Annotated in this window: 30 protein-coding genes and 2 pseudogenes; 21 read left to right on the top strand and 11 right to left on the bottom strand. The window is 70.0% G+C overall.

The features are described from left to right. Positions 1-123 precede the first annotated feature (123 nt). The 11 genes from ABTX78_RS08845 to ABTX78_RS08795 all read left to right on the top strand — a co-directional run bounded on the left by ABTX78_RS08845 (position 124) and on the right by ABTX78_RS08795 (position 10,021). Positions 124-1,248, top strand: a complete 1,125-nt coding sequence (locus ABTX78_RS08845; RefSeq protein WP_352206092.1) for a LacI family DNA-binding transcriptional regulator — start codon at positions 124-126, stop codon at positions 1,246-1,248. Next, complete coding sequence (locus tag ABTX78_RS08840; RefSeq protein ID WP_352206091.1) at positions 1,245-2,792, top strand: sugar ABC transporter ATP-binding protein; 1,548 nt, start codon at positions 1,245-1,247, stop codon at positions 2,790-2,792. Before ABTX78_RS08845 ends, ABTX78_RS08840 begins: the two co-directional genes overlap by 4 nt. Then, positions 2,782-4,743, top strand: coding sequence for an ABC transporter permease/substrate-binding protein (locus tag ABTX78_RS08835; protein WP_352206090.1), 1,962 nt, complete (start codon positions 2,782-2,784; stop codon positions 4,741-4,743). The genes ABTX78_RS08840 and ABTX78_RS08835 overlap by 11 nt, the downstream gene beginning before the upstream one ends. Positions 4,744-4,850: 107 nt before the next feature. Next, a complete protein-coding gene (locus tag ABTX78_RS08830; RefSeq protein ID WP_352206089.1) occupies positions 4,851-5,765 on the top strand; it encodes a ribokinase in 915 nt (304 codons plus the stop codon). Continuing rightward, entirely contained in the window at positions 5,762-6,151 is a 390-nt protein-coding gene (rbsD, locus tag ABTX78_RS08825) for a D-ribose pyranase (RefSeq protein ID WP_352206088.1), read from the top strand. Before ABTX78_RS08830 ends, rbsD begins: the two co-directional genes overlap by 4 nt. A gap of 93 nt (positions 6,152-6,244) precedes the next feature. Next, positions 6,245-7,075 (top strand): DUF4397 domain-containing protein, encoded by an 831-nt coding sequence (locus ABTX78_RS08820; RefSeq protein ID WP_352206087.1) that lies wholly within the window; start codon positions 6,245-6,247, stop codon positions 7,073-7,075. Positions 7,076-7,152: 77 nt separating this feature from the next. Continuing rightward, positions 7,153-7,677, top strand: coding sequence for a hypothetical protein (locus ABTX78_RS08815; protein WP_352206086.1), 525 nt, complete (start codon positions 7,153-7,155; stop codon positions 7,675-7,677). Continuing rightward, positions 7,674-8,201: a TspO/MBR family protein gene (locus ABTX78_RS08810; protein ID WP_352206085.1), complete on the top strand. Its 528-nt coding sequence runs from the start codon at positions 7,674-7,676 to the stop codon at positions 8,199-8,201. The genes ABTX78_RS08815 and ABTX78_RS08810 overlap by 4 nt, the downstream gene beginning before the upstream one ends. Before the next feature lie 110 nt (positions 8,202-8,311). Next, positions 8,312-8,467: a DUF6131 family protein gene (locus tag ABTX78_RS08805; RefSeq protein WP_313942358.1), complete on the top strand. Its 156-nt coding sequence runs from the start codon at positions 8,312-8,314 to the stop codon at positions 8,465-8,467. Positions 8,468-8,786: 319 nt separating this feature from the next. After that, the gene (locus ABTX78_RS08800; protein WP_352206084.1) at positions 8,787-9,185 is read left to right on the top strand and encodes an ACT domain-containing protein; all 399 of its coding nucleotides are present in this window, start codon (positions 8,787-8,789) and stop codon (positions 9,183-9,185) included. A 140-nt stretch (positions 9,186-9,325) separates the two neighbouring features. Beyond that, positions 9,326-10,021 carry a L,D-transpeptidase gene (locus ABTX78_RS08795; RefSeq protein ID WP_352206083.1) on the top strand — a complete coding sequence of 232 codons (696 nt, stop codon included), beginning with the start codon at positions 9,326-9,328 and terminating at the stop codon, positions 10,019-10,021. A gap of 327 nt (positions 10,022-10,348) precedes the next feature. On the opposite strand, the gene ABTX78_RS08790 is transcribed toward ABTX78_RS08795, so the two are convergent. Further along, positions 10,349-10,495 carry a hypothetical protein gene (locus tag ABTX78_RS08790; RefSeq protein ID WP_352206082.1) on the bottom strand — a complete coding sequence of 49 codons (147 nt, stop codon included), beginning with the start codon at positions 10,493-10,495 and terminating at the stop codon, positions 10,349-10,351. Between ABTX78_RS08790 and ABTX78_RS08785 the strand changes: the two genes are divergently transcribed. Further along, on the top strand, positions 10,494-11,228 hold the full coding sequence (locus ABTX78_RS08785; protein WP_352206081.1) for an NPP1 family protein: 735 nt from the start codon (positions 10,494-10,496) through the stop codon (positions 11,226-11,228). The two genes, ABTX78_RS08790 and ABTX78_RS08785, sit on opposite strands and share 2 nt — an antisense overlap. 66 nt (positions 11,229-11,294) lie before the next feature. Here ABTX78_RS08785 and ABTX78_RS08780 read toward each other — a convergent pair. The 3 genes and pseudogenes from ABTX78_RS08780 to ABTX78_RS08770 all read right to left on the bottom strand — a co-directional run bounded on the left by ABTX78_RS08780 (position 11,295) and on the right by ABTX78_RS08770 (position 14,027). Next, a pseudogene (locus ABTX78_RS08780) lies at positions 11,295-12,148 on the bottom strand (alpha/beta fold hydrolase). A gap of 98 nt (positions 12,149-12,246) precedes the next feature. Next, positions 12,247-13,203, bottom strand: a complete 957-nt coding sequence (locus ABTX78_RS08775) for an anti-sigma factor RsbA family regulatory protein (protein ID WP_352206080.1) — start codon at positions 13,201-13,203, stop codon at positions 12,247-12,249. Further along, entirely contained in the window at positions 13,200-14,027 is an 828-nt protein-coding gene (locus tag ABTX78_RS08770; protein WP_352206289.1) for an MEDS domain-containing protein, read from the bottom strand. The genes ABTX78_RS08775 and ABTX78_RS08770 overlap by 4 nt, the downstream gene beginning before the upstream one ends. A 394-nt stretch (positions 14,028-14,421) precedes the next feature. Between ABTX78_RS08770 and ABTX78_RS08765 the strand changes: the two genes are divergently transcribed. Next, positions 14,422-15,645: a PP2C family protein-serine/threonine phosphatase gene (locus tag ABTX78_RS08765; protein ID WP_352206079.1), complete on the top strand. Its 1,224-nt coding sequence runs from the start codon at positions 14,422-14,424 to the stop codon at positions 15,643-15,645. Positions 15,646-15,772: 127 nt separating this feature from the next. On the opposite strand, the gene ABTX78_RS08760 is transcribed toward ABTX78_RS08765, so the two are convergent. Further along, positions 15,773-15,937, bottom strand: coding sequence for a hypothetical protein (locus ABTX78_RS08760; RefSeq protein ID WP_352206078.1), 165 nt, complete (start codon positions 15,935-15,937; stop codon positions 15,773-15,775). 130 nt (positions 15,938-16,067) lie between these two features. On the opposite strand from ABTX78_RS08760, the gene ABTX78_RS08755 reads away from it, so the two are divergent. Further along, entirely contained in the window at positions 16,068-16,586 is a 519-nt protein-coding gene (locus tag ABTX78_RS08755; protein ID WP_352206077.1) for a hypothetical protein, read from the top strand. Between the two features lie 202 nt (positions 16,587-16,788). On the opposite strand, the pseudogene ABTX78_RS08750 reads toward ABTX78_RS08755, so the two are convergent. Then, positions 16,789-17,728 (bottom strand): annotated as a pseudogene (locus ABTX78_RS08750) (alpha/beta fold hydrolase). Between the two features lie 179 nt (positions 17,729-17,907). Between ABTX78_RS08750 and ABTX78_RS08745 the strand changes: the two are divergent. The 5 genes from ABTX78_RS08745 (at position 17,908) to ABTX78_RS08725 (ending at position 21,654) form a co-directional block, all read left to right on the top strand. Beyond that, entirely contained in the window at positions 17,908-19,113 is a 1,206-nt protein-coding gene (locus tag ABTX78_RS08745; RefSeq protein ID WP_352206288.1) for an LLM class flavin-dependent oxidoreductase, read from the top strand. Beyond that, the gene (locus ABTX78_RS08740; protein ID WP_352206076.1) at positions 19,110-19,727 is read left to right on the top strand and encodes a CE1759 family FMN reductase; all 618 of its coding nucleotides are present in this window, start codon (positions 19,110-19,112) and stop codon (positions 19,725-19,727) included. The genes ABTX78_RS08745 and ABTX78_RS08740 overlap by 4 nt, the downstream gene beginning before the upstream one ends. Positions 19,728-19,817: 90 nt before the next feature. Next, entirely contained in the window at positions 19,818-20,270 is a 453-nt protein-coding gene (locus ABTX78_RS08735) for a VOC family protein (RefSeq protein WP_352206075.1), read from the top strand. Between the two features lie 335 nt (positions 20,271-20,605). Beyond that, the gene (locus ABTX78_RS08730; RefSeq protein WP_352206074.1) at positions 20,606-21,217 is read left to right on the top strand and encodes a dihydrofolate reductase family protein; all 612 of its coding nucleotides are present in this window, start codon (positions 20,606-20,608) and stop codon (positions 21,215-21,217) included. Between the two features lie 38 nt (positions 21,218-21,255). Further along, a complete protein-coding gene (locus ABTX78_RS08725) occupies positions 21,256-21,654 on the top strand; it encodes a hypothetical protein (protein ID WP_352206073.1) in 399 nt (132 codons plus the stop codon). A 50-nt stretch (positions 21,655-21,704) separates the two neighbouring features. Here ABTX78_RS08725 and ABTX78_RS08720 read toward each other — a convergent pair whose 3' ends face one another. From ABTX78_RS08720 to ABTX78_RS08710, 3 genes are all read right to left on the bottom strand, one after another. Then, a complete protein-coding gene (locus ABTX78_RS08720; RefSeq protein ID WP_352206072.1) occupies positions 21,705-22,784 on the bottom strand; it encodes a sensor histidine kinase in 1,080 nt (359 codons plus the stop codon). Continuing rightward, the gene (locus tag ABTX78_RS08715) at positions 22,777-23,499 is read right to left on the bottom strand and encodes a response regulator transcription factor (protein WP_352206071.1); all 723 of its coding nucleotides are present in this window, start codon (positions 23,497-23,499) and stop codon (positions 22,777-22,779) included. Before ABTX78_RS08715 ends, ABTX78_RS08720 begins: the two co-directional genes overlap by 8 nt. Positions 23,500-23,565: 66 nt before the next feature. Next, positions 23,566-24,270 (bottom strand): VanZ family protein, encoded by a 705-nt coding sequence (locus tag ABTX78_RS08710; RefSeq protein WP_352206070.1) that lies wholly within the window; start codon positions 24,268-24,270, stop codon positions 23,566-23,568. Positions 24,271-24,491: 221 nt separating this feature from the next. Here ABTX78_RS08710 and ABTX78_RS08705 point away from each other — a divergent pair, with 221 nt between their 5' ends. After that, positions 24,492-24,845 (top strand): VOC family protein, encoded by a 354-nt coding sequence (locus tag ABTX78_RS08705; protein WP_352206069.1) that lies wholly within the window; start codon positions 24,492-24,494, stop codon positions 24,843-24,845. A gap of 103 nt (positions 24,846-24,948) precedes the next feature. Here ABTX78_RS08705 and ABTX78_RS08700 read toward each other — a convergent pair whose 3' ends face one another. Then, the gene (locus tag ABTX78_RS08700) at positions 24,949-25,497 is read right to left on the bottom strand and encodes a DUF1062 domain-containing protein (RefSeq protein ID WP_352206068.1); all 549 of its coding nucleotides are present in this window, start codon (positions 25,495-25,497) and stop codon (positions 24,949-24,951) included. Positions 25,498-25,704: 207 nt separating this feature from the next. After that, entirely contained in the window at positions 25,705-26,019 is a 315-nt protein-coding gene (locus ABTX78_RS08695) for a hypothetical protein (protein ID WP_352206067.1), read from the bottom strand. 157 nt (positions 26,020-26,176) lie between these two features. On the opposite strand from ABTX78_RS08695, the gene ABTX78_RS08690 reads away from it, so the two are divergent. Further along, positions 26,177-26,923 (top strand): DUF1838 family protein, encoded by a 747-nt coding sequence (locus tag ABTX78_RS08690; RefSeq protein ID WP_352206066.1) that lies wholly within the window; start codon positions 26,177-26,179, stop codon positions 26,921-26,923. Positions 26,924-26,977: the final 54 nt, after the last annotated feature.

Below are 26,977 nucleotides of genomic sequence, written 5' to 3'. Positions count from 1 at the left end.
ATCGGTCAGCGGTCCCGCCCTTGCCTTTCGGCCGTGTAATCGATTCCAATCGCCGGTGTAATCGTTTCCACGGCTCGCTGCCTGGGGCGAGACGCACGGAACCCACAAGGAGGTGGACCGGCGATGGCGAGCATCAAGGATGTCGCGGCCGAGGCCGGGGTCTCGGTGGCCACGGTCTCCCGGGTCCTCAACAGTCACCCCTCGGTCAGTCCCGGGGCGCGGGCACGTGTCCTCGCCGCCGTCGACACGCTCGGTTACCGACCGAACGCCGTGGCCCGGTCGCTGCGCACCGACCAGACCCGCACTCTCGGCCTCGTGATCAGTGACGTGCTCAATCCCTACTTCACCGAGCTGGCCCGCTTCGTCGAGGAGGAGGCCCGCGCGCTCGGCTACAGCGTGATCATCGGCAACGCCGACGAGCGGCCGGAGCTCCAGGACCACCATGTACGGACGCTGCTCGACCGCCGCATCGACGGCCTGCTCGTCTCACCCGCGGACGGGCGGTCCCCGCTGACGCTGGACGCGGCACGCGGCGGTACCCCGATGGTTTTCGTCGACCGCTGGGTGCCGGGCGTCGACGTGCCCGTCGTGCGCTCCGACGGCCGGCAGGCCATCCGGGACCTGGTCGGCCATCTGCACGGCCTCGGCCACCGCAGACTCGCCATCATCGCGGGTCCCGCCGCAACCACCACCGGCCGCGAGCGCGTCGACGCCTTCCGCGACGCGCTGCGCGAACACGGGCTCCCGCTGATCGACGCGTACATCGGGCAGGGCGACTTCCAGGCCGAGAGCGGCCGCCGCGCCACCGAGGCGTTCCTGACGCTCGCCGAGCCGCCCGAGGTGGTCTTCGCCGCCGACAACCTGATGGCACTCGGAGCTTTGGACGCCATCCGTGGACACGGCCTGCGCGTACCGCAGGACATCGGGCTCGCCGCCTTCGACGACATCCCGTGGTTCCTGCACACCGATCCACCGATCACAGCGATCTCCCAGCCCACCGCCGAGCTCGCCAGAGCCGCCGTCCGGGCGCTGGCCGACGTGATCGAGGGCAGACCGCCGGGCTCGGTCAGCCTTCCCGCGCGACTCGTCGTACGCCGCTCCTGCGGTGAGCCCGGCGCGCATCCCGGACACGCCGAATCCGCGGGCAACCCCGAGATCCCGGAAGTCCCCGGAACTCCTGCCCACCCCGAGATTCCGGAAGCCCCCGGAACCCCCGACCACCCCGCGAGCGCGAGGAGCAACTGGTGAGCCACCCCGACGAGTTGCTGCGCATCGAAGGACTGCGCAAGACCTTCCCCGGCGTCGTCGCCCTCGACGCCGTCGACTTCGACCTGCGCCGCGGTGAGGTGCACGTCCTCCTCGGTGAGAACGGAGCCGGCAAGAGCACCCTCATCAAGATGCTCTCCGGCGCCTACCGTCCCGACAGCGGACGCATCCTCGCCGACGGTCACCAGGTCCGGATCCACAACACCCAGGACGCCGAACGGCTCGGGATCGCGACCATCTACCAGGAGTTCAACCTGGTCCCCGATCTCACGGTCGCCGAGAACATCTTCCTCGGCCGCCAGCCGCGGCGATTCGGGATGATCGACCGCCACCGCATGGAGACGGACGCGGCCGCGCTGCTCGACCGCGTCGGACTGCGCGTCTCCCCGGGCGCCCTCGTCCGCGAACTGGGCATCGCCCGGCTCCAGATGGTGGAGATCGCCAAGGCGCTCAGTCTCGACGCCCGCGTCCTGATCATGGACGAGCCGACCGCTGTGCTGACCTCCGAAGAGGTGGAGCAGCTCTTCCGTATCGTGCGCCGCCTGCGCGAGGACGGCGTGGGCATCGTCTTCATCACCCACCACCTCGAGGAGATCGCGGCACTCGGCGACCGGGTGACCGTCCTGCGGGACGGCCGCAGCGTCGGCGAGGTCCCCGCGTCGACACCCGAGGCCGAACTCGTACGGCTGATGGTGGGCCGCAGCATCGACCAGCAGTATCCGCGGGAGCGCCCCGAGGTGGGCGAGCCGTTGCTCACGGTGCGCGGGCTCACCCGGGGCGGCGTGTTCCACAACGTCAGCTTCGAGGTGCGGGCCGGTGAGGTCGTCGGCCTCGCCGGGCTCGTCGGCGCGGGACGCACCGAGATCGCCCGGGCCGTCTTCGGCGCCGACCCCTACGACACCGGCACGGTCGACGTACGCGGCAAGCAGCTCCGCAGGCACGATGTGAACGCCGCCATGCGGGCCGGCATCGGCCTCGTCCCCGAGGACCGCAAGGGCCAGGGACTGGTGCTGGACGCCACGGTGCAGGAGAACCTGGGCCTGGTCACCCTGCGGTCGGCCACCCGCGCCGGACTCGTCGACCTCAAGGCGCAGCGCGTCGCGGCCGCCCGGATCGCCGAGCAGCTGGGCGTACGGATGGCAGGCCTCGGCCAGCACGTCCGCACCCTGTCCGGCGGCAATCAGCAGAAGGTCGTCATCGGCAAATGGCTCCTCGCCGACACCAGAGTGCTGATCCTCGACGAACCGACGCGCGGAGTCGACGTCGGCGCCAAGGTCGAGATCTACCAGCTCATCAACGAGCTGACCGCCTCCGGTCACGCCGTCCTGATGATCTCCAGCGACCTCCCCGAGGTCCTCGGCATGAGCGACCGGGTGCTCGTCATGGCACAGGGACGCATCGCCGGTGAACTCCCGGCACACGAAGCCACTCAGGACGCGGTGATGGCGCTCGCCGTCAGCGCACCACCCACGACGACCACCGCACAGACCGACGCAGTGAACGAGGAGGGCCCCCGTGGCCAGTGACACGCTCAAGAACGACACGGGCAAGAGCGGCGCCTCCGCCTCGACCCTGCGCCGCATCCTGCTCGACAACGGCGCACTGACCGCGCTCGTGGTCCTGGTGGTGGCGATGTCGCTGCTCTCCGGCGACTTCCTGACCACCCAGAACCTCCTCAACGTCGGCGTACAGGCCGCCGTCACCGCGATCCTCGCGTTCGGCGTCACCTTCGTCATCGTCTCGGCGGGCATCGACCTGTCGGTCGGATCGGTGGCCGCGCTCAGCGCCACGGTCCTCGCCTGGATCGCGACGTCCGAAGGACTACCGGTCTGGCTCGCGGTCCTCCTCGCGATCGGCACGGGCCTGGCCTGTGGTCTCGTCAACGGCGCCCTCATCTCGTACGGCAAACTGCCGCCCTTCATCGCCACTCTGGCCATGCTGTCGATCGGCCGTGGCCTGTCCCTGGTCATCTCCCAGGGCAGCCCGATCGCCTTCCCCGACTCCATCTCCGTGCTGGGCGACACGCTCGGCGGCTGGCTGCCCGTCCCGGTCCTCGTGATGATCGTCATGGGCCTGATCACCGCACTGATCCTCGGCCGCACCTACATCGGCCGCTCGATGTACGCCATCGGCGGCAACGAAGAGGCGGCCCGCCTCTCGGGCCTGCGCGTCAAGCGTCAGAAGCTCGTCATCTACGCTCTGTCGGGCCTCTTCGCCGCCGTCGCCGGCATCGTGCTCGCCTCCCGGCTCGTCTCCGCTCAGCCGCAGGCCGCGCAGGGCTACGAACTCGACGCGATCGCCGCGGTCGTCATCGGCGGCGCCAGCCTGGCCGGCGGCGTCGGCAAGGCGTCCGGCACGCTCATCGGCGCGCTCATCCTCGCCGTGCTGCGCAACGGTCTCAACCTCCTCTCCGTCTCCGCCTTCTGGCAGCAGGTCGTCATCGGTGTAGTCATCGCCCTGGCCGTCCTGCTCGACACCCTGCGCCGGCGCACCGGAACCACGGCGGCGGCCGCGGGCGCGCCCGGTACCGGAGGTCCGGGAAGCAGGAAACGCGGTGCGGTGAAGCTCGGCGTGGCCGCCGTGTGTGTCGCGGCGGTCGTCGGAGGCGTGTCCCTGCTCAACCCCGGCTCCTCCGGGACCACCACGAAGATCGGGATGTCGCTCTCCACCCTCAACAATCCGTTCTTCGTGCAGATGAGGGACGGCGCGCAGGCGGAGGCCAAGGCGGCGGGCATCGACATCACGGTCACCGACGCCCAGAACGACGCCTCGCAACAGGCCAACCAGCTCCAGAACTTCACCAGCTCCGGCGTGAAGTCCGTCATCGTGAACCCCGTCGACTCGGACGCGGTCGGCCCGGCGGTCCGTACCGCCAACAAGGCCGGCATCCCGGTGATCGCCGCCGACCGCGGTGTCAACAAGGCCGAGACCGCGACGCTCGTGGCGTCCGACAACATCGCCGGTGGCAAGCTCGCGGCGAAGACGCTCGCCGACAAGCTCGGTGGCAAGGGCACGATCGTCATCCTCCAGGGCACGGCCGGCACCTCCGCGAGCCGGGAACGCGGCGCGGGCTTCGCCGAGGGCCTCAAGGCCTACCCGGGCATCAAGGTCGTCGCGAAGCAGCCCGCGGACTTCGACCGCACCAAGGGGCTGGACGTCATGACCAACCTGCTTCAGGCCAACCCCGGCATCAACGGTGTCTTCGCCGAGAACGACGAGATGGCGCTCGGCGCGGTCAAGGCGCTCGGCGCCAAGGCGGGCACGTCCGTGTCCGTGGTGGGCTTCGACGGAACTCCCGACGGCCTCAAGGCCGTTCAGGCGGGCACGCTGTACGCGTCGGTCGCCCAGCAGCCCAGGGAACTCGGGAAGATCGCCGTACAGAACGCGGTGAAGGCCGCGCAGGGCAAGGAGGTGAGCAGCACGGTGAAGGTGCCCGTGAAGGTGGTCACCAAGGCGAACGTCGACGACTTCTCCTGAGCCGCGGTCGAAGGGCCGCAGGTTCGCCGCGGCTCTTCGACCCGCCGGATCCATCCGGTCCGGCAGCACACGCCCCCACGCGAGAGAACGAGAAAGCAGGACCATCGATGCACGACCACGGCCCCCACGACCTGCTGGTCATCGGGTCGGCCAACGCCGACCTGGTGATCGGGGTCGAGCGCCGCCCGGCGCCGGGGGAGACGGTGCTCGGTTCCGACCTGTCCGTCCACCCGGGCGGAAAGGGGGCCAACCAGGCCGTCGCCGCCGCGCGCCTCGGGGCGCGCGCCGCCCTGATCGCGCGGGTGGGCGACGACGACCACGGCCGGCTGCTGCTCCGGTCGCAGCGGGCTGCGGGTGTCGACACCGCGGGCGTCCTCGTCGGCGGTGCGCCGACCGGCGTTGCGCTGATCACCGTGGACCCCTCGGGGGACAACAGCATCGTCGTGTCGCCCGGCGCGAACGCCCACCTGACACCGGCGGACATCAGGGCGGCCGCGGACCTCCTCGCCGAAGCCCGCGTGATCTCGGTCCAGCTGGAGATCCCGCTCGACACGGTCGCCGAAGTGGTGGCCGGACTGCCTCCGACGGCCCGTCTCGTCCTGAACCCCTCCCCGCCCGTACCGCTTCCCCCCGACGTGCTCGCGGCGTGCGATCCCCTGGTCCTCAACGAGCACGAGGCGCGCTTCATCCTGGGCCTCTCCGCGGGTGCCACGCCCGAGGAGTGGGCCGCGGGACTCCTGGCCATCGGCCCGCGCTCGGTCGTCATCACGCTCGGCGCGCAGGGGGCGCTCGTCGCCGACACGCGGACGGGCGCTCCCGTACACGTGCCCAGCCCGCGGGTGAGGACGGTCGACACCACCGGCGCCGGGGACGCGTTCACCGCCGCTCTGGCATGGCGGATCGGCCTGGGTGAGCCACTCGCCACCGCGGCCGAGTTCGCCGTGCGTGTGGGCGCCGCTGCCGTCACCGGGCAGGGCGCACAGGAATCGTTTCCCACGGCCGAGGAGGTCGCTGCCCTGTGAAAAAGGCAGGCATTTTGAACCGCCACCTCGCGGGCGCCCTGGCGGAACTGGGGCACGGCGATCTGGTGCTGGTCTGTGACGCCGGTATGCCCGTCCCCGAAGGGCCGCGCGTCGTGGATCTCGCGTTCCGGGCAGGAATCCCGTCGTTCGCGGATGTGCTGGACGGCCTGCTGGACGAGCTGGTGGTCGAGGGCGCGACGGCGGCCCGAGAGGTCACCGAGGCCAACCCCGAGGCCGCCCGCCTCCTCACGCGACGGCTGCCGGCGCTGGACTTCATCACCCACGACGAGCTGAAGACGCGCTCGGCGACGGCCCGTCTGGTGGTGCGTACAGGAGAGGCGCGTCCCTACGCGAACGTGCTCCTGAGGTGCGGCGTGTTCTTCTGAGCGGACGCCGGCTGCGCATCCGCCTGCCGCCCCGGGCGGGAAGTAGTGGCGAGACGCGCACCGAGCGGGTCCGCCACGAAGGGATATCAGATCATGAACTCCCGTACCCCCGCAGCAGTCATCGCCTCCCTCGGCGCATGTGCACTGGCACTCGGTGCCGCCGCTCCCGTCGGCGCCGCGGATCGGAGCGCGGACCAGGCCATGGTCTCCGTCTTCCACGCTGTGCCGGGCCTGACGGTGGACGTCTACGCCAACGGTGACGAACTCCTGGGTGATTTCAAGCCCGGCACGCTCACCGAGCCGCGGTCCCTCGCTGCCGGGTCCTACGACCTGAAGGTCTTCAGGGCGGGCGAGGGCCCGGGCGGCACGCCCGCGATCCAGAAGACGATCGACGTGCCGGCCGGCGCCAACGCGACGGTCGTCGCCCATCTGTCGGCCGACGGCACACCGGAGCTCGACGCCTTCGTCAACAATGTCTCCAAGGTGCCTCCCGGGAAGGCACGGCTGACGGTACGTCATGTCGCGGCGGCACCCGCCGTGGACGTACGGGCCGACGGAACACCGCTGTTCAAAGAGCTGGTGAACCCTCGCGAGGCCACCGCCGAGGTGGACCCGGGCACGGTCTCCACCGATGTCGTGCTCGCCGGCACCGACACGGTCGCGATCGGACCCGTGGACCTGAAGCCGGCCGAGGGAACCGGCAACGTCGTGTACGCCTGGGGCAGCGCCGCCGACAAGAACCTCGCCCTGAAGGTGCAGTCGCTGGACGGCATGCAGGCCACTCCGGGGGCTTCCGCCGGCAGCCCGAGTGCCATGGGCGTGACGAACTCCTCGGACTCCTGGCTCGTGTGGAGCGCCGCCGCGGGGGTCGCCGCTCTGGCAGGCGCGCTCGTCCTGAGCCGTCGGGCCCGCGAGCGTGCCTGACTCCCGGCAGTCGGCCGTGCCTCCCCCCGCACACGTCGTACACGGTCTTCGTTCTCGTCGGTGCGGAGGAGGACACGGTGACGGAGCACCTCGATCCGGCGGACCTCGCGGAGCTGTCCCTGGGAACGGCGGCTGAGGCGGATCTGGACGAGGAGTCCCGGCGGCATCTGCGCGACTGTGCGCAGTGCGGCCGCGAACTGGAGGGGCTGCGACGCGTCGTGCGGGCCGCGCGGTCGGCCGGTCCGGCGGATCTGCTCCGGGCTCCTCCCGGCAGGGTGTGGGAGTCGATCGCCAGGGACATGCGGGCGGACCCCCTCGACAGCAGGCCCGCCGGAACCGCCGGGCCTGTTGTCGAGGGGGGATCGCTCCGGCAGGCCTGGCGCCGTCACAAGCCGCTGTTCTTTCTCGCCACCGCGTGCTTCCTCGCAGGAGCGGTCGCGGGCGGTGCGGTGATGTGGCGGAACAGGCCCGCGACGGCGGTCCCGGGCACGCGCACACCTGCGCGGCCCGCGGGCCGTTGCCGCCCCGGCGCAGGCACTCTTCGGCCGCTTTCGCGTCGTCCTCCATGGTTCGCCGGACGCGGGGAAGGAGTCGGGGCATGAGGCTGATCAGCGAGCGCACCGACCCCGGCTCACGCGTCCGGTGGAAGTACTACGTGGCCGCGGGGACCGCGGTCGCGGCGACGGCTGTCGCGGGATCGATCGCCGTCGACCCGACGACATCCTGGTACCGGGCACTGTCCAAGCCGCGGTGGCAGCCGCCTCCGTGGGCGTTCGGCGCCGTATGGACACCGCTGTACGCGAGCATCGCCTGGGCCGGCGGCCGCGCCCTCGACCGGGCCTCGCCCCCGGACCGGAAGCCCCTGGCGATCGGCCTGGCCGTGAATCTCACCCTGAACGCCGCGTGGAACTGGCTGTTCTTCCGGGCCCGCAGCCCGCGTGCCGGCCTCCTCGGCACCCTGGCGCTGGACCTGAGCAACACCCATCTCCTCGTCCGCACCGCGATCAGCAGCCGGTCGGCGGGCGCCGCGCTGGTGCCGTACGCCGCCTGGTGCGCGTTCGCCACCGTCCTCAGCGCCGACCTGGCCCGCCGCAACCCCGGCAGCGTCCGACGGCGGCCGGCGTGAGCGGTCCTGGGCGTATGCCACAGCATCAATGACGGATGCGGATCTCGCGTGGTTTATCGCGTCGAGATGAGGCAACCCGGCTGGTGCGGGACCCACCATCGGAGGACGCAATGATCATTCTCGGTCTCATCCTGCTCATCATCGGTGCCATCGCCGGCATAGGCATCCTGTGGACCATCGGTCTCATCCTGATCGCGGTCGGAGCCGCTCTGTGGATTCTGGGAAAGGTGGGCCACGCCGTCGGTGGTCGCCAGCACTACTGGTGACCCCTGCTGACCGCCGTTTCGCCGGCCGGTGAAGCGGTGCGCCCGCACAACGGGACAGGGCAGGCACCCCTCGGGTTCTCAGGGGCGCCTGCCCTGTCGCTGTCCGTGGTCGACCGGGTTTGAGGAGTGACCCGCGCGGGGCCCTGGGTGCTCGCGGCATGAGCGTTTGCCGCGTGACGGCCGCGAGCCGGGTGTGAGCACCACCGGTGGGCGGTTCTCCGCAGCCCCCGAAGCGATGGCCCGTTCCGCGCCGCTGCCCGAAGCCGCGGAAGGTGCCGGCCCGCGTCCCGGTGCCCCTCCGGCGGATAGCGTAGTGATCATGAGTGGTGAGCGGGACCTTCGGAAACTGCTGAGCGGTATGCGCCCCGAGCTGAACCCCGGACGCTTTGTCTTCACCTCGGTCGACGGCGTTGTCCCCGGCGGCGTCGACCCCGTGGTCACGGTCACGGAGCCGGAGGGGCTGACGTTGGTGCTGCCCGTCGAGGAGGCCGACGCGGCCGGGCTGGCCTACGACTACGTCGCGGGCTGGATCACTCTGCGCGTCCACTCGGCCCTGGACGCCGTGGGTCTGACCGCCGCGGTCGCCGGCGAACTCGCCGATGCGGGCCTGAGCTGCAACGTCGTCGCCGGATTCCATCACGACCACCTCTTCGTCGCCCATGAGCGCGCGGTCGAGGCTCTCGGTCTGCTGGAGGGGCTGGTGCGGCGTTCCGGATGATCTGACATGACTCGTACCTTGCTGTGGCTGTTGTCACATACGGGCCCAGGGGGTGGAACTGGTGCGTGGTGCAACTAATGTGGCTTCCCTGCCGTCTTCCAGGCGTCAGCGCACCACTGCACGAACGAGGAGTGTCAGCCGTGGGGGACATACGTCGCCGGGGTGCCGTCGTACTCGGGATAGCCGCCCTGGCCGCCCCGCTCTCGGTGGTCGTGGGGAGCACGACCGCCCAGGCGGCTTCCTGCACGGCAGGGACCGGGACCTACCAGAAGCAGGTCGAGAGGTTCCTCGGCCGCCCGGTTGACGGCAAGCAGTCGGTCAGCGACTGCAAGGCGATCCGAGCGTTCCAGACCAAGCACGCGATCAGCCCCGACAAGGGCCTGGCCGGCCCCGTCACCTGGGGCGTCATGGATCTCATGAACCGGCAGAAAGCCGTCGGCCGGAACCCGAACAAGGCCGGCACGTGCCCCGTGAACAAGGGCCGGATCGCCTGTGTCGACCTGACGCTCCAGCTCAGCTGGATCCAGGACGGAACGAAGCTCGTCCACGGACCGGTACCCGTGCGCACCGGCCGTGACGGGGACGAGACCCGTACCGGCCTCAAGAAGGTCTCCTGGCGCGACATCGACCACGTCTCCGGCCTGTACGACGCGCCGATGCCGTACAGCCAGTTCTTCGACGGCGGCCAGGCCTTCCACTCGGTCGGCATCAGCGTCTGGGCGCAGCCCGGCTCGCACGGCTGCGTGAACATGACCAAGACCGACGCCGCCGCGTACTGGAAGCTGCTCCGCACCAACGACGACGTCTTCGTCTACGGCCGCAAGCCGGGCACCTGAGCGCACCGCGGTTCTCACGGCAGTCGTCCGACGGCCGGTCCCTCTGAAGGGCGTGCGCGACCGGCCCGGCCGATGAGTGAGCCAACTCCGGTCACAGTGCAGCCATTCGCCTGCGTCTCCTGAACAACACCGGGCAGAATCTGCGCTGTTCGGCTTCATGCCCATGCCGTGCGGGGGGCATCCGCGGGCCCAACTCCCCTTCCCGTATGCAGTATTGGGCGTTCCTTCACCGGAGCGACATCTGTCCACTCTCCGAAGAGCGACGGAAGTGGGAGACGGTGCTCCGGGCATGCCGCAGCCGGGCTGCCCGTCCCGCCACGGTGTCGATCAGGAGGACGCAGTGAACAAAAGATGGTCGTCGAAGGCCTTCGGGCGCCCCGCGCAGCCCGCCGTGTCCACGGACGGTGCCTCCACGGCCAGGAAGCCGGCCAGGAAGCCGGGCCGGTCGCTGCGGCTGGGCAGACTGTCGCTCATGAGCTTCGCCGGAGCCGTCGTCCTGGTCGTGGCGTCGCCGGCCACCGCCTTCGCCGACCCTCCGCGCGCCCTCCCCGGCAACGCCAACGGTCTCGAGCAGACATTCCAGCCCGCCTACGACTACGACCGCGACGGCTGCTACTCCTCTCCCGCCATCGGCCCCGACGGGACGATCGCCCCGGGCCTGAAGCTCGGCGGTGACGTCAACGGCAGCTGCCGCGATCTGTCCGACCTGGAGAACACCAACGGGTACTCCCGGGAGAAGTGCAACAACGGGTGGTGCGCGATCGTCTATGCGCTCTACTTCGAGAAGGACCAGGTGTCACTCGGCGGCGGCAGCCTCGGTCACCGCCACGACTGGGAACACGTCGTGGTGTGGGTGCAGAACAACCAGGTCGAGTATGTGTCGACCTCCGCGCACGGAGGGTTCACGGTCCACAACCGTTCCCAGATTCGCTTCGACGGGACGCATCCCAAGATCGTCTACCACAAGGACGGCGTGAGCACCCACACCTTCCGTGCCGCCAACTCCGGTGACGAGCCGCCGGAGAACCACAGGGGTACGTGGCAGTTCCCGACGCTCGTGGGCTGGAACGGCTACCCCGCGGGCCTGCGCGACAAGCTGAGCGCGGCCGACTTCGGCAGTGCCACCCTGGGCATCAAGGACGATCAGTTCAACTGGCACCTGTCCAGGGCCAAGCCGGCCAACATTCCCTTCGACCCGAACGCCTGACGGTCGGTCCCGGCCCCCCTCCGCATGCGGACGGGGGCCGGTGTCTGTCGCGGTCTCCGGTGACCGTCATGCGGGACGCCCGGGCTGCTGCTGGGCGAGGAACGCGCCCACGGTGTCGCGGAAACGGAGCGGGGCGTCGAGCCACGGGTAGTGCCCGGCGCGCGGCTGGACGGCCAGTTCGGCACGGGGAAACAACTCCGCGATGGCGGCGGCGACACGGGGGAGCGGACCACTGTCCAGGGCCCCGGCGAGAACCAGCACCCGGGCGTCCAGGGAGGCCATGACGGCCCGCGCTGCGGAAGGGTCGAAGGCCCCATGGGTGGCGTACTCCTCCGCCGCCTCGGCGTTGCTCTGTTCGACCTCGGATGCCGCGTGTGCCTGCGCTGCCGTGTCCCAACGGCCGTATAGGGGCTGATCGCGTCCCAGTCGGCGTCGGTCGCCGAGCCCGCCCAGACGGCTTCCCACGCGTCCTGGGCGGATGTGAACCACGGCTCGGCGGTGCGCAGGGCAGCGGCTCGTGGCGGTGCCCCTCGGTGAAGTCGATGCCGAGCGCACGCGCACGGGCGGTGATCAGTGAGAGGGAGCGCACCCGCTGCGGGTGTCGCGCAGCGTGGAGCAGCGCGAGATCACCGCCCGCGGAGTGGGCGAGTACGTCGACGCGATCGAGTCCGAGATGTTCCCGCAGCCCTTCGATGTCCTCGACCTGCCGGTCGCAGTGATAGGTCGCGGGGTCGTCGGGAAGGCCTGATGCGCCGGTGCCCCGCAGGTCGAGCAGGCCGGCGTTGCTTCGACAGCCCGCCGAGATCGCCCAGATACGCGGAAGCGCGCATGGGTCCGCCCGGAATGCAGAGCAGCGGTTCACCCTCTCCCACGAGGTGATAGGCGAGTACGGTCCCGTCGGAGGCGGTGAAGGCAGGCATGTGACAACCCTCGTACGACGTGGACGATCACAGCAAGTCGATGGTCCCAACGGCCCCTTGCGGTGGTGCCGTTGGCGGGCGGGCGCTCGCCCGCGTTGTCAGCGGGTGAGCGCCATGTGGAGTCGTAGCGTCAGGCCCGTATCCGCGGCCCGTACCTCGACGAGGTCGCAGAGGTGGTGGATCATCCAGAGGCCTCGGCCACCGTTGGCCGAGGTGATGGACGGCCGGCGGCGGCCCGCCAGGGGGTTGGACAGCCGACCGCTGTCGCGCACTTCAGCCACGGCCGAGCCGCTGTCGTTCGTCCACAGGCGCAGTGTGCCGCTGCCGCCGCCGTGAGCGATCGAGTTGGCGGTCGCCTCGCTGATGGCGAGTACGAAGTCGCTGCGTCGCCCGAAGTCGAGTGAGGTGCCGAGAGCCCACGTCTCGGCGTGTTCGCGTACGAGACCGAGCTGGCCCCCGCTGTAGGCGATCGAGGACGCCTCGGCCGGTTCCGGAAGCGGCTCGTCGCAATCGGCGCAGACGACGGCGGGGTCGACGTACGCGGGACTGGCCAGGTGGCTGCCGTCCTCGATCAGTGTGGGGTGGGTGCGGCGGGCGTCCGCGACGATCGACTCGCCGAGCCGGTCGACGTCGTAGGGACAGAGAATGGTGGCCGCTCGGCCAGCGAATGCCGTGTTGATGAGTGCTTCGTGCCGCGTTGCTTCGAGGACTTCCTCATGGGAACGGGACGGCCAGATCGGCTCGCCGACGATGCGGGCGGACCGCCCCGCGTGGCGGTCGGCGAAGCCCTGCAGAGCGGACAGGATGCGCCCGGGGTTGACGCCGAGGACGGTCATGTCCTTGAAGTCGACACCGTGTCCCGGATCGCCGATGCTGTCGCGCAGCGCGGCCAGCTGTGGCCCGGGTACGGCCACGAGCACGGGTTCGTCCGCCTCCAGCGCCCGGGTGACGAAGCCGCCCACCTGAGCCACGTACTCGTCGAGACCGCGGTAGAAGAGGCCGGGGTGGACGAACGCTTCGGTCTGCGGCTCCCGGGGAACCTGCGTTTCGCTCATGCTGCCACCTCCAGCACCGTGCACTCGTCGGGGAACAGTTCGGCCATCCGTTGCAGCGAGGGTGGCGGCCACTGCAGTACGAGGCGGCGGCCCTGACTCCTGATGGTGCCTGCCGTCTCCACCAGTGCTCCCACCGCGGCCAAGCCGAAGAACCGTGTTCCGGAGAGGTCGAGACGGACCACGTTGCCGGGCATGCGGGGCAGGGTGTCCAGTACGGCCGACAGGACGGTGCCGGTGTCCGTGTCGGCGTCGCCGCGCAGCCGCAGGCCGGATCCTTCGGTCAACGGGACGGCCGTCAGGGGCGCGTCGACCCCCGCGACTTCGGTGAGCGAGGGCGACAGATGGAGGTGATGGGCGGCGAGCAGGACGTCCGAGGGCGTGTCACGCCGGTCGTAGAGACATATCCCGGTCAGCGGGAGATCCGCGTACACCTCTGCCTCGACCCGCAGTTCGTACTCCAGCAGCCGGTCGCCCCCCGGTGGTCGCCGCAGGTGCCAGTTCATCTCGCCGACCACCCGCAGCCCCGGATATCCCTGAGCCACGGCTTCTCCGCAGGCTTCGCGCAGCCCCGCGATCAGCAGATCCGGGTCGAAGGGGAGCCGCTCCAGGTAGCTCCGGTGGGTGTCCGTCACCCGCAGCTGCCCGCTGCTCAGCAGCGTGTCCACGTCCACGCCGCCGGAGCGGAGCAGGGAGGCGATCGCCGACGGCTCGGCCGTGTCCGCGAAGAAGTGGACCCGCTGGCCCTGCGCCACTCCCTCACGCACCGACGCGGTCACCGTCGCGGCCCACTCCGCGCGACTGCGATAGGCATGGCAAGCGTGCACGCCCCGTGGCGGGGCCGGTCGACCGCCGCTGACTGCAGGCACCGTTCCTCCTTGCCAAGCGGTGGTTCCCTGACGCCTCCGTGTACCGCCCGAAGGTCGAGACTACAAGGCCGGAATTCGCCGCGCAGAGGATCCGCCCCGGAGAGTGACGGAGGTGGCCGCCGGGCCGCGTCGGTGTAGTCGGTGTCCTCGGTGTCGTTCGGCGGAGGGCGTGGGCACCAACCGACGGGCGGGGAGGCCGGGCCTTCCCGATCCCGACCCTGCCCATCGGGTCACACGGTCGCTGTCCCTCGTGCTCCGCATGCCAACCCTCGCGGAAGGGGCAGAAGGCTCGTAAATTGATCAGTGGTGAGTGGTGAGCGGCGAGGCAGCAGACATGTGAGCACGTGATGCCATGAGACTCGACTACGCAGCGTTGTTCTTCGCGACGCCCAGTCCCTGTCTCGTGCTGGACCCGGATCTCATCATCGTCGACGCCAACCTCGCGTATCTCCGGGCGACGGTCCGCACCAGGGAGGATCTGGTGGACCGCTACGTTTTCGACGCCTTCCCCGACAACCCCGGAGACCCCGACGCGGAGGGCGTGCCGAGCCTGGCGTCCTCTTTCCGCCGAGTCCTGGAGACCCGCAAGCCGGATTCTCTGGCGCCGCAGCGCTACGACATACCGCTCGTGGACACCCCCGGGCAGTTCGAGGAGCGGTGGTGGTCCACCACCAACACGCCCGTCTTCAGCCCGACCGGCGATGTCGCCTGGATCCTCCACCGGGTCGAGGATGTCACCGCCTTCCTCCAGGACATTCGCCGGCAGGATCCCGACAGGCAGCGGGAGGCGGGGATGGAAGCGGAACTCTACGCCCGTTCCCGGGAGTTGCAGCGCGTCAACGAGGAACTGCGGCAGGCGCACGCACGCGAGCGCCAGGTCGCGGTGGCCCTCCAGGAGGCGATGCTCCACGTGCCCGACCTGGACAAGCACCAGGACATCGCCGTGCGCTACCTGCCCGCCGTCGGATCGCTCAACGTGTGCGGTGACTGGTACGACGTCGTCGACCTCGCGCAAGGCGTCTTCGTCCTCGCGGTGGGGGACGTGGTGGGGCACGGTTTGCAGGCGGCCACCGTGATGGGCATGCTGCGCAGCGCCCTGAGCGCCTCGGCGCGAGCCGTCGAAGGACCGGCCAAGGCTCTCGAAGTGCTCGGTCTCTACGCCCGTTCCGTCGAGGGAGCCGTGGCCACCACCGCCGCCGTGGTGACCGTCGACACCAGCCGGTGTCTCATGACCTACAGCTGCGCCGGTCACCCGCCACCCATCCTGATGCGCCCGGACGGCAGCTGGGAAGCGCTCGACCAGGCGACTGATCCGCCCCTGGGCGCCCGCCCCTCCCACGTCTCCCGCCCTCAGGCGAGCCGCCCCTACACCCCCGGCGCCATGCTCGCCCTCTACACGGACGGACTCGTGGAGAGACGGGGCGAGGACATCGACGTCGGACTGGGCCGCCTCGCGGGCGCCCTCTCCCACCACCGGGAACTCGGCGCGGAACGCCTGGCCGACACCGTGCTGCGCGAACTCGACGTCAGCGGCGGGGCGGCCGACGACATCGCGCTGGTCATCGTCCGGCTGTGACCGCGCGGGGCGGGGCCGCTGTCGCCCCGCCCCGGGGGCAGTCCTCGGGGGTCGGCGGAAGGAGCGCGGCGCGGACCCCCCGGCCGGCTCCCCAGGGTGGCCTTCGTCCCGGCCGCCTGACGGCCCGTCACCCGGACATCGGAGCAACGGCCAGTGCGGCGGTCCAGGGGTGGTAGCGCTTCTGGGCGCGTGCGGAGTAGACGGGCCCGTGCTGGTCCAGGTGCACGAAGTGGTGCAGCCGGCATGCCTGAGTACTCCTGGCCTGACGGCTCGTGGTGGGACGGTGTCCCATCCGGCCACCCTCGCGGCGTGCCCCACATGTGATCAGCGGGAGATGTGATCTTCATGCCGCGTTCATCTCGTACTCACGTTTGATCCAAGCCCTGGGGGGGCCTCAGCCATGTCCGAAATACCGCCGACCCTTGACCGCAGACGCCTGCTCCGCCTCGCTGCCGCGGGTGCGCCGTCGCGGCTGGGGGGGGACCTTCGCCGGGCCCGCGTCCGTCGCGACGGCCGCTCCCGTCCCCACACCGTTCCCCGGGATTCCGCGCTCCCTCGCCCTGAGCGTCCCGCGCGGTGTCGACGGGAGCGCGCCACTGCCGCCGCTGCCCGACCCGATCTCCGAGGGCCGGATCGCCAAGCCGAGCCGGAGCATCCCGCACGCCCCGGGTGCACCCGACCCCCGGACGGTCACCGACGACGTTCCGACGGAGCTGCCGTTCGCCTTCAACCGGACCGGGTACACGATCGCCACCGATCTGCCCGACTACCTGCGGCCGTGGCGGGACCGTCCCACCACGTGGGCGAACGTCACCCCCAACTCGGAGCACGTCTATCTGGATTCCCAGGGCGTCGTGCAGTACCGGCCGGGCTGGAACGAGCCCGGCTACGACCAGCCCGTGTGCCCGTCCGTCGTGATCTGGTTCGCCGCGACCCAGTAGCCGGTCAGTGCGCCGGCGGTGATCTGGCACATCGGCCGGCCGTTGACGATCGCCCTGCGGTCGAAGGGCGCGTTGGACGGGTTGGCGAACGCGACCGTCTTGTCGCGCGCAGCGGTCGTGACCGCCTGTCCTGCGGCCGGACTTCACGCGGGGGCGGCGGTCGGCGGGTGCCCGGTCACAGGCGGCCTCTCGACAGCCGGGCTCAAGCGCAGGCTGTGAGGAAGTCGATGAGCGCCGCGCTCACTTCGGCCGGACGCTCCTGCTGGGTCCAGTGACCGCAACCCGCCAGCTCGATGGGCTTGCGGTACAGGCGGGGCAGCAAGTCGGGCAGGCGCTCGATGAGTTCGGGCGTGCCGGGGAAAGCGGGCACCGGGTCCCGGTCTCCGTAGATGTAGAGGGCGGGAGACGTGACGACGGCGCCGTGCCACGGCGCGGTCAGTTCCCAGTTGCGGTCGACGTTGCGGTACCAGTTCAGCGCCCCGGTGAAGCCCTGGGCGAAGCTCTCGGCGAGGGCGTCGAGATCGTCCTCGGTGAACCACTCCGGCAGTGCCTCGGGGTCCGGCATGGTGGCGAGCCAGCCCCGCTCGGGGTCGACCAACGGCTGTTGCCTGGCGTCGGGGGCATCGCCGGATGCCGCGTAGAAGATCTTCCGCAGAGCGGTGCGCCGGTCTCTGTCGAACTCGGCGTCGGCGACACCGGGGCGGTTGAAATGGTTCCAGTAGAAACGGCCGTCGAACTTCTTCTCTATGACCTCCAGCGGAGGTGCCGCCACGGAAGGGAGGCGGCACGCTCAGGCCGGCCACGCCGCGCACCATGTCCGGCCGCAGCAGAGCGGTGTGCCAGGCGACCGGGGCGCCCCAGTCGTGCCCGACGACGTACGCCTTCGCCTCGCCCAGCGCCCGGATCAGGCCGACGACGTCACCGACCAGGTGGAGGATGCTGTACGCCTCCACGACGGCGGGGTGATCGCTGAGGCCGTATCCACGCTGGTCGGGCGCGGCCACCCGGAAGCCCGCGCCGGACAGCGGGGCGAACTGGTGGCGCCAGGAGTGCCACGACTCGGGGAAGCCGTGCAGGAGCACGACCAGGGGGCCCGAGCCTTCCTCGGCGATGTGCAGCCGCACCCCGTTCACGTCGATCATCCGTTGCTCCACCATGTGATCGAGCCTACGCTCCGTGATCTTCCGCTGCGCGCGCGCGTGACGCCGGCTGGAGGGGTGCGCAGGGGTTCTGCGGGACAGGATCGTGCGTGACAAAATGGGAGAGCCCCGGGCAGTAGAGCCAGAGGGAGCTCGGAATGGAATCTTCCGAAGCGTCTGGGATGCAATTCGGGATCTTCACGGTCGGTGATGTCACGGCAGACCCCACGACGGGGCGCACCCCTGCCGAGTCGGAGCGCATCCAGGCCACCGTCGCGATAGCGCGCAAGGTGGAGGAGGTCGGACTCGACGTCTTCGCCACGGGCGAGCATCACAACCCGCCGTTCGTGCCCTCCTCGCCGACGACGCTGCTCGGTTACATCGCCGGACAGACCGAACGCATCATTCTGTCGACCTCGACCACCTTGATCACGACCAACGACCCGGTCAAGATCGCCGAGGACTTCAGCGTGCTCCAGCATCTGTCCGGCGGACGCACCGACCTCATGCTGGGACGAGGGAACACCGGCCCGGTCTACCCGTGGTTCGGGCAGGACATCCGCAAGGCCATCCCGCTGACCGTGGAGCACTACGGTCTGCTGCGCCGCCTCTGGCGCGAGGAGGTGGTGGACTGGGCGGGGGAGCTGCGTAGTTCGCTCCAGGGCTTCACCCTTGCGCCGCAACCCCTGGACGGTGTCCCTCCCTTCGTGTGGCACGCGTCGATCCGCACGCAGGAAGTGGCTGAGCTGGCGGCCTACTTCGGTGACGGATTCTTCGCCAACCACATCTTCTGGCCCGCCTCCCACACACGATCGATGGTTGAGCTGTACCGACGGCGGTTCGCGCACTACGGCCACGGCCGGCCGGAGCACGCCATCGTGGGTCTGGGCGGGCAGGTCTTCATGCGGCGCAACAGCCAGGACGCGGTCGACGAGTTCCGGCCCTACTTCGACAACGCGCCGGTCTACGGGCACGGCCCGTCGCTGGAGGACTTCACCTCGATGACGCCGCTGACGGTCGGATCACCGGCTGAGGTGATCGAGAAGACGCTGGGTTTTCGTGAGTACGTCGGCGACTACCAGCGTCAGCTCTTCCTCATCGACCACGCCGGCCTCCCCCTCAAGACGGTGCTCGAACAGCTCGATCTGCTCGGGGAGGAGGTGGTACCGGTACTCCGCAAGGAGTTCGCGGTCGGCCGGCCGGCGGATGTCCCGGCTGCACCGACTCATGAGTCCCTGCTGCGGGCCCGGCGGCGCGAGGAGAATCACGTGCCCGAGGACGGGCCGGCGAACTCATCCGAGCAGAAAACCGGGAACAAAGCCGAGAACGAACCCGGGAACAAAGCCGAGAACGAACCCCAGAACGACGACGATCCGGATACGCGATGAAACTCACCATCATCTCCGGCGGCCTGCGTGAGCCGTCGTCGACGCGACTCCTCGCCGACCGACTGGTCACCGCACTGACCGGTGAAGTCGAGAAGTCCGGCGACCCTGTCGAGGCGTCGTTCGTGGAACTGCGCCGGCTCGGCCACCCCATCATGGACGCGATGCTGACCGGATTCGCGGGGGAGTCCCTGGAGTCGGCCTTTGCCAGGGTCGCGGAGGCGGATGGTGTCATCGCTGTCACCCCGGCGTTCAACGCCTCCTTCGGCGGGCTGTTCAAGTCGTTCTTCGACGTACTGCCGGAAGACACCCTTGCCGACATGCCCGTACTCATCGGCGCAACCGGTGGGACCGAGAGGCACTCTCTGGTCCTCGAACACGCTCTGCGGCCGATGTTCTCCTATCTGCACGCGATCGTGTCCCCCCGCGCGGTCTACGCGGCCACCAGTGATTTCGGTTCTCAGACGGGGGCCGCCCTCGGCGAACGCATCACGGCCGCCGCGGCCGACTTCTCCCGCCTCCTGCGTGCCTGTGGTCCGCGGGCCCGCCGGGAGGTGGCCGACGAAGACCTCGCGTCCATGCAACAGCTGCTGGGCGGTGCGGTGGCCGGCCCCTAAGGTCTGTCGTTTCCGGCAATCCAAACGAGAGGCCCTGGATGTAGCCCGGCCCGCGTCGACCGCGGCGTCCACAAGGTGAAGGGCTGTTCCATGCGTAACGAAGATCTTCCGGCCCCCGAGACAGGGTTGGTCCTCACACACTTCCTCACCGTGGCGGACGTCCCGCGATCACGTGCGTTCTATACCGACGTCCTCGGTGGCGAGGTCGTCCTCGAAGAGAACCCGTGCATCGTCAAGCTTGCGAACAGCTGGCTCCTCATGAATCCCGGCGGCGGACCGACCCCCGACAAACCCGACGTCACGCTGCACCCGCCGACCGATCCGACGACGGCCACGAGCTTCCTCAACATACGCGTGGCCGACATCGAGAGCGTCTATCGCGAATGGAGCGCCAAAGGTGCCGAGTTCCTCACTCCACCGATCGACAGGAAAGCCGAGATCCGGTGCTATGTCCGCGACCCGGACGGGTATCTCATCGAGGTCGGGCAGTCCACGGGGTTGTTGAAGGGGGTTCTTGCCGACCCCCCGGCCGGCGATGAATGACGGGTCTCAGGGCGTCGGCACGGGCGTGCCGGTCGGTGCGTGCGCAGACACCTCGACGGGTGTGTGCGGCTGAGGTGTGGCCCGACTGCTCGGGTGGGCACGAGTGTGTCTGCGGGACGACCGCGACGCCTTCGGACCTCCGGCGAGGGCCGTAGAAACCCCCCTCGCCAACCTGATCATCAGCATGCACGGGCATCGTTCCAGACGTCCGAACCAGACCCGTCCACGTTGATCAAAGACATAGTGGCACCCCCTGACCAGGCGCCATCCCGCACCGGCGGCAAGGTTTCACGGCTCGGCGATGAGTCCGGGCCGCGGATCGGGTCTGCCCTTGTATGACGCGCATCATCGCTGACATCTCGGTCTCCCTCGACGGCTTCGTCACCGGCCCCGATCCCGGCCCCGACAACGGCCTGGGCACCGGTGGTGAGGTTCTGCACACCTGGGCGTTCTCCGACGACCCCGACGACCGCCGGGTCCTGCGCGAGGCGACCGCCCGCTCGGGCGCCGTCGTCCTCGGACGGCGGCTCTTCGACATCGTCGACGGGCCGAACGGCTGGGACGACACGACCGGCTACGGCGCCGGCGAGGTCGGCAAACCGGCGTTCGTCGTCGTGACGGGTTCCCCGCCGGATTCGGTGCGGCTCACCGACCTGGACTGGACGTTCACCGCCGATCTGTCCGACGCCGTCACTGCCGCGCGCGAACGTGTCCTGGCGGCGTCGTCGGCCGGCGGCAAGGACCTCGACGTCGTCCTCATGGGCGGCGGCGCCACGATCGGCTCGGCGCTGGACGCCGGACTGGTCGACGTGCTGACGTTGCACCTCGCGCCCGTCGTGCTGGGCGCGGGGACGCCACTGTTCACCGGCGGAGCGCCCCGCACGCTGGTACAGCGGAGCGTGATCGTGACATCCACGGCGACGCACCTGACGTACGACGTTCTCTGACAGCGTCCGTGGAGTCGGTGCTCGCCTAGGCTGATCGGATGTTCAATCGGTTGCAGGTCGGAGTGTTGCCGCCGGGACATCGGTGGCCTGCCCAGGCGCAGCTGCGGATCGACGGCGAGGACGCGGTCGCGCAACTGGTGGGCGAGGGGGGCCGCGGCCCACTCGCGGACGACGTGTTGCCTCCTGGAGGTCTCGGCCCGCTGTGGGCGACCGGCGAGGGGCGACGGGTGGAGTTGGGGGAACCCGAGTGCACCGGTGGTTGCTGCGGCTTTCTCTCGGTGTTCGTGCAGCGGCACGGGGACGTTGTGGAGTGGTCCGACTGGCAGACGCCCGGTGACGAACCGCGGCCACCGGAGTTCCACTTCGAGGCCGATCTGTACGATGCCGAACTGACCCGAGCCCTGGCAGAGAGACGGCGGCAGCTCCCCACCGCGTAGCCTCGCCCGGCTGCTCGACGACACAGCGGGCCATGCTCGGGATGCCGCCCCTACCGCGTGCCGGGCAGCCGGACCGTGACGAGGAGACCGCCGGCGGAGCGGGGGAGGAGATCGAGGGTTCCGTCGTGGGCGCGCACGACGCTGTGCACGATGGCCAGGCCCAGGCCGACGCCGGCGTGCTCGTCGGTGCGTACCCGTTCCGTGCCGCGCTGGAAGGGTTCGGTGAGCGTCGGTACCAGTTCCGGCGCGAGCCGGCGGCCCGAGTTCTCGACCCGCAGCACGCTCGTGTCGCCGTCCGCCTCGGTGTGGACCGTCACGGTGCCGTCGGCGGGGACGTTGTGGACGACGGCGTTCTGGACGAGGTTCGTCACCATCCGCAGCAGGAGCTCCGCGGAGCCGCTGGTGCGGGTCGGCCCGCCGGTGACATCGAGCGTGATACGGCGCGTTTCGGCGAGGGGAAGCAGTGTTTCGGCGGCTTCCTCGGCGATGAGGGAGAGGTCGACGCTCTCGCGGGTGAAGTTCCCGCGGTCGCCGCGGCTCAGCAGCAGGAGCGCCTCGGTGAGGTCGATCGCCCGCGTGTTGACCACGTGCAGGCGTTCGATGAGTTCGCCCCCGTCCCGCGTGGGGTCCTTGCGGGCGACGTCGAGGAGCGTCCGTGAGATCGCCAGCGGGGTGCGCAGTTCGTGGGAGGCGTTCGCGGCGAACCTCTGCTGTTCCGCGACGTGGGACTCGAGTTGTCGGAGCATCGAGTCGAAAGCGTCGGAGAGCTCCCGGAATTCGTCCTGGCGGCCCTTCATACGGATCCGGTGGGACAGTGATCCCGACTCGGCCGACCGTGCCGCATCGGTGATCTGTGTGAGGGGTGCCAGCATCCGGCCGGCGAGGATCCAACCCCCCAGCAGGCCGAACACGAGCAGGAGGACCATCGCCACGGCGGCGGCGGGGGCGAAGATGCGCACCAGGAGGTAGCGGTTGGGCGCGATCCCGAGAAGGCCCTGGGTGTTGTCGGGGACGTAGCGCAGCAGGAACACCCACACCACGGCCAGCAGGAGAGCGCCGGCGACGGCGAGGAACCCTGCGTAGCTGAGGGTGAGTTTCCATCGGACGCTGAGCCCGGGGCGTCTATCCATGCGTCGTGCGGGGGGTAGTGCCCGTGCCGGGGCTGGTGTCCGTACCGGGACCCGTACCGGTGTCGATCCGGTAGCCGACGCCGGGCACCGTGGCGATGATCCACGGTTCGCCGAGCCGTTTGCGCAGGGCGGAGACGGTGATGCGCACGGCGTTGGTGAGGGGGTCGGCGTTCTCGTCCCAGGCCCGTTCCAGCAGCTCCTCGGCGCTGACGACCCCACCCTCGGCGGCGACGAGGACTTCCAGCACGGCGAACTGTTTACGGGTGAGCGCGACGTAGCGTCCGTCGCGGAAGACCTCCCGGCGGAAGGCATCGAACCGCAGGCCCGCGATCTCCCGGACCGGGGGCCGGGCGTACGCACGTCTGCGGTCGAGCGCCCTCAGCCGCAGGACGAGCTCCCGCAGCTCGAAGGGCTTGGTGAGGTAGTCGTCGGCGCCGAGTCCGAACCCGGTTGCCTTGTCGTCGATGCGGTCGGCAGCGGTGAGCATGAGGATCGGGATGCCGCTGCCGGAGGCGACGATGCGCCGGGCGACCTCGTCGCCGGAGGGGCCGGGGATGTCGCGGTCGAGAACCGCGAGGTCGTAGGAGTTGACGCCGAGCAGTGCCAGGGCGGTATCGCCGTCGCCGGCGATGTCGGCGGCGATCGCCTCCAGCCGGAGACCGTCACGGACGGCTTCCGCCAGGTAGGGCTCGTCCTCCACGATCAGTACGCGCATGACCGAAGCCTAAGCAGGAGACCCTATCGCCGACGTATGCGAAGACCTGCGCCACCGGCCGGCGACTCAGCCCGCCGGTGCCATCGCGGGCCGAGACCGGTCCGACGGCGCTTCCACCGCGGTACGCCACCAGCGGCGCGACGCCAGCGCGGCCAGCACGGCGCCGGTTGTATTGACCAGTACGTCGTCCACGGAGGACACCCGGTCCAGCCGCAGGACGTACTGTGCGGTCTCCACGAGGACCGAGCACCCCGCCCCGAGCGCCAGGATCCGCGGTACGGACGTCACCGCCGCGAACCGCATCGGGGCGAAGAACCCGAGCGAGGCGAAGACCAGCAGGTTGCCGACGATCCCCAGCGGCCCCATCGTGACCAGATCGCGCAGCGGTACCAGGCTCACCCGGGCGGGGACGATGCCTGCCCCGCCGCCCGGCATCATGGTCAGCCACAAGAACGGCACCGTCCCGTGGACCATGCCCACGTCGGCGAGCGACATCCGCCACGCCGATCCGACTCCCGCGGTACGCCGGCGGCGCGCCAGAGCCCACACCACCAGCGCGGACAACGGCAGTGCGACCAGCGTCATGAGCACCACACCGTTGAACGTGTCGAAGCAGCCGTGCCACCGCCCCGCCATGCACGTCGGAGCGGACATCATGAGGGGCCGCCACAGGACGAACAGGGCGCTCGCCACACAGAGGATCGCCAGGCCGATGAACACGGTCCCGCGCGCGCGGCGGGCCGGTGCCGACAGGGGTGCGTTGTGGTTCATACCTCCATGGAAGACGGAGCGCTGTTGCGGTGACGTATGCGGTTTTCGATACGCCGGCGATAGGCAGGCCCGCCCCCGGAGCAGGAGGCCGATCTGGCCGAGCGGTGTCCTTGTGGCTCCCGCAACCGGCTGCTGAACAGCCCTGATGGGGCCTTCTCAGGCCCTGCGCCCACGAGTTGGCCGCTGTGACGCGCCCTACAGCGCTGGTCTAAGCTCGGCCGATGACCTTGGAATGGGAGCAGGTAATCGTCCACTCGGTGGATCCGGCGGCGTTGGGGCAGTGGTGGGCCGAGGCTCTGGGATGGGTTGTGGTCCACGCCTCCGACGACGAGTTCGAGATCCGCCCGGCGCCGGATCGCCTGCCGGGCCTGGACTTTGTCCGGGTCGACGAGATCAAGACGGCGAAGAGCCGACTGCATCTCGACTTCAGGCCTGACGACCAGGCCGCCGAGGTGGCTCGTCTTGTGGCCCACGGCGCACAGCATGTCGACATCGGCCAGGGTGAGCAGTCGTGGGTTGTCCTCGCGGACCCCGAGGGCAACGAGTTCTGTGTCCTCGGCCAGCGGCGTCAGTGAGCCGGCTGGCCGAACTCCGCGTGCCCGCCGGCTGGTGAGGGTGTTCCTGGGCCCAGGGCCTGTCCGGTGGGATTCGCCGGACTGGCCCTGGGCCGGAGGGGACTCAGCGCTTCAGCGTGAAGGTGAAGTCGCCGGAGAGCTTGCCGCTCAGCCGGACTGCCGACACGACCTTCCCCTCCGTGATGAGCCTTTCCACCTCGGCCCGCGGAAGACCGCAGCCTTCAGCGATCAGTCGCACCGGCCGGACGGGGATCCGGGCCGTGAAGCGGACCGAGATGTCGATCACCTCGCGGTCCAGATGATCTGATCCGCCGGTGTCGAGGCGCCAGGCGTTGTGCCAGTCGAGGGCGATGCGGTTGCGTCGCCGCACGTGCGGATCCTGGAGCAGTTCAGCTGTCAGAGCAGGGTCGTTGTCGTGCAGCCGGTCCAACAGCTCGGGCCGTACGGTGCGCACGTTCACCCGCTCCAGGACGGTGAGCTTCGCTGTGTCCCCGCAAGCGGTGCAGAGCACGAGGAGCCAGGCGTCGATCAACTTGTGGTTCGCGTTGACGCGGAATTTTCCGCTTGCCCGGAAGCGCGCGGACGCGCAGGCGTGGCATCGGCGGAGGACGAGCGGCAGGCAGGTGGGCATGACCACCCAGTCGTTGAGCACAGCAGTACACCGGTTTCAGTGAGAAGACCGCAGCAAGAAGGAGCGCGGCGCACAGGTGCGACGCGCGACGATTCAGCGCTCGGGAGGTCTCACAGGGTGTACAACGGCACGTCCTTGCCCAGACGACTTGGTTCGGCAGCACGGTAGTGGCCCTCAGCGGTAGCGCTCCACCGGTTTTCGGGTCAGGCGGTTCGAACCGGGTGGGGCTCATCCCCAGCCGCCTCCCACCCCCCTGCTCACCAGGAACGAGTCCCGCAACGCCGTACACGGTCCGGGGACGAGTTCGTCGAAGCGCTCGGCGAGTGCCGTGAGCGCGCGCCTGTGCGCGTGGGCGCTCGGTGCCGTGTGAGCTCGCCGCGCGACCTCGCCTCCGCGGGTGTCGAGCAGTTCGTCCAGGGCCGGTTCGGCCAGTTCCGCGGCTCGGAGCAGCTGGCCGCGTCCCTGGAGGTTGACGGCCTCGAACCTCTTCTTCTCCACGGTGTAGGAGAGCAGGTACAGCCGTCGTGCGAGTGTCAGGTGCACCGTGGTCCATCCCGAGAGTCGGGCCGATGGCGGTGGCCGCGAGGTGATGTCGGGCCGCCCGGCGGTCGCTGTGCCGGCTACTCGGTCGCCGTTCGTCCGCCCAGATGCCGGGCGAGGAAGCGTTTCCTCTGGGCGGCGACGGCGCAGGGTGGTCCGTATGACCACACCCGCAGAGTCGTTCCGCTCCTTCGCCCGCACCCGTGCTTCGCTCGATGGCGCGGAGGTGACCTTCTGGTGGTCCGGCGACGTGTACTCCTGGGCTCCCGACGAGCCCTACCGGCGCCTCTTCGGCTTCGAAGGGCTCAATGTCGCCCGCCTGGTCCAGGACCCCGATGCCGGACCGGACGCCTTTCAACTGCTGACCCGCGAGGCAGCCTTCTACCTGGACCCCGCAACGCGCGAGATCCTGGAGACCTGGGAGGACCTGCCGGTGGTGCACGTCTGGAACGACCCGGCCAACCAGCGGTGGCGCCCCTTCCCGATTCCGACGACCGAGCTCGGCGAGCAGGTCTGCTTCAGCCTGGAGATCCCGCTCTCCTACCCCTCGCCGCTGCCGGTGGCCCAGTACCCCGTCCACTCGGCCGGCGACACCTACAAGGCCCTGGAGCTCTTCCAGTTCTTCGCCGACCGCGCCGACCTGGCCGGCCCCGCGCCCAGCGTTCCGGCCACCATGTCGTGGAGCCGTATGTCCCCGTGGCTCCCCTGGATGGCCCGGGGGCAGCGGCCCGGCGGCCTCACCTTCCACTGCCGGGGCCGCAAGCTCGGCTCGTACGCGGAGGTCCCTGAGCGCACCCGTGCCCACATCGCCGCCCACCACCCGAAGTTCGCCGAGGCGCCGAAGCAGTGGAGCGAGCCGAACGAGACGAGCTGGACGTACTTCCGCAAGCTCAACCCACCGCAGTAGGCGGCAGGTTGCCCGACGGCTCGTCTCGCCCGGCGAGTCCGCGCCATCGCGCCC

The sequence above is a fragment of the Streptomyces sp. NPDC096193 genome, assembly GCF_040302905.1.
In the GTDB taxonomy this organism is placed as follows: Bacteria; Actinomycetota; Actinomycetes; order Streptomycetales; family Streptomycetaceae; genus Streptomyces.
This window is presented reverse-complemented; position numbering and strand designations above follow the sequence as displayed.

Coding starts and splice junctions, on each gene's coding strand:
- ABTX78_RS08845 (WP_352206092.1), top strand. CDS start 124: ATGGCGAGCATCAAGGATGTCGCGGCCGAGGCCGGGGTCTCGGTGGCC.
- ABTX78_RS08830 (WP_352206089.1), top strand. CDS start 4,851: ATGCACGACCACGGCCCCCACGACCTGCTGGTCATCGGGTCGGCCAAC.
- ABTX78_RS08820 (WP_352206087.1), top strand. CDS start 6,245: ATGAACTCCCGTACCCCCGCAGCAGTCATCGCCTCCCTCGGCGCATGT.
- ABTX78_RS08810 (WP_352206085.1), top strand. CDS start 7,674: ATGAGGCTGATCAGCGAGCGCACCGACCCCGGCTCACGCGTCCGGTGG.
- ABTX78_RS08805 (WP_313942358.1), top strand. CDS start 8,312: ATGATCATTCTCGGTCTCATCCTGCTCATCATCGGTGCCATCGCCGGC.
- ABTX78_RS08800 (WP_352206084.1), top strand. CDS start 8,787: ATGAGTGGTGAGCGGGACCTTCGGAAACTGCTGAGCGGTATGCGCCCC.
- ABTX78_RS08785 (WP_352206081.1), top strand. CDS start 10,494: ATGAGCTTCGCCGGAGCCGTCGTCCTGGTCGTGGCGTCGCCGGCCACC.
- ABTX78_RS08790 (WP_352206082.1), bottom strand. CDS start 10,495: ATGAGCGACAGTCTGCCCAGCCGCAGCGACCGGCCCGGCTTCCTGGCC.
- ABTX78_RS08775 (WP_352206080.1), bottom strand. CDS start 13,203: ATGAGCGAAACGCAGGTTCCCCGGGAGCCGCAGACCGAAGCGTTCGTC.
- ABTX78_RS08765 (WP_352206079.1), top strand. CDS start 14,422: ATGAGACTCGACTACGCAGCGTTGTTCTTCGCGACGCCCAGTCCCTGT.
- ABTX78_RS08760 (WP_352206078.1), bottom strand. CDS start 15,937: ATGGGACACCGTCCCACCACGAGCCGTCAGGCCAGGAGTACTCAGGCA.
- ABTX78_RS08745 (WP_352206288.1), top strand. CDS start 17,908: ATGCAATTCGGGATCTTCACGGTCGGTGATGTCACGGCAGACCCCACG.
- ABTX78_RS08740 (WP_352206076.1), top strand. CDS start 19,110: ATGAAACTCACCATCATCTCCGGCGGCCTGCGTGAGCCGTCGTCGACG.
- ABTX78_RS08735 (WP_352206075.1), top strand. CDS start 19,818: ATGCGTAACGAAGATCTTCCGGCCCCCGAGACAGGGTTGGTCCTCACA.
- ABTX78_RS08730 (WP_352206074.1), top strand. CDS start 20,606: ATGACGCGCATCATCGCTGACATCTCGGTCTCCCTCGACGGCTTCGTC.
- ABTX78_RS08725 (WP_352206073.1), top strand. CDS start 21,256: ATGTTCAATCGGTTGCAGGTCGGAGTGTTGCCGCCGGGACATCGGTGG.
- ABTX78_RS08720 (WP_352206072.1), bottom strand. CDS start 22,784: ATGGATAGACGCCCCGGGCTCAGCGTCCGATGGAAACTCACCCTCAGC.
- ABTX78_RS08715 (WP_352206071.1), bottom strand. CDS start 23,499: ATGCGCGTACTGATCGTGGAGGACGAGCCCTACCTGGCGGAAGCCGTC.
- ABTX78_RS08710 (WP_352206070.1), bottom strand. CDS start 24,270: ATGAACCACAACGCACCCCTGTCGGCACCGGCCCGCCGCGCGCGCGGG.
- ABTX78_RS08705 (WP_352206069.1), top strand. CDS start 24,492: ATGACCTTGGAATGGGAGCAGGTAATCGTCCACTCGGTGGATCCGGCG.
- ABTX78_RS08690 (WP_352206066.1), top strand. CDS start 26,177: ATGACCACACCCGCAGAGTCGTTCCGCTCCTTCGCCCGCACCCGTGCT.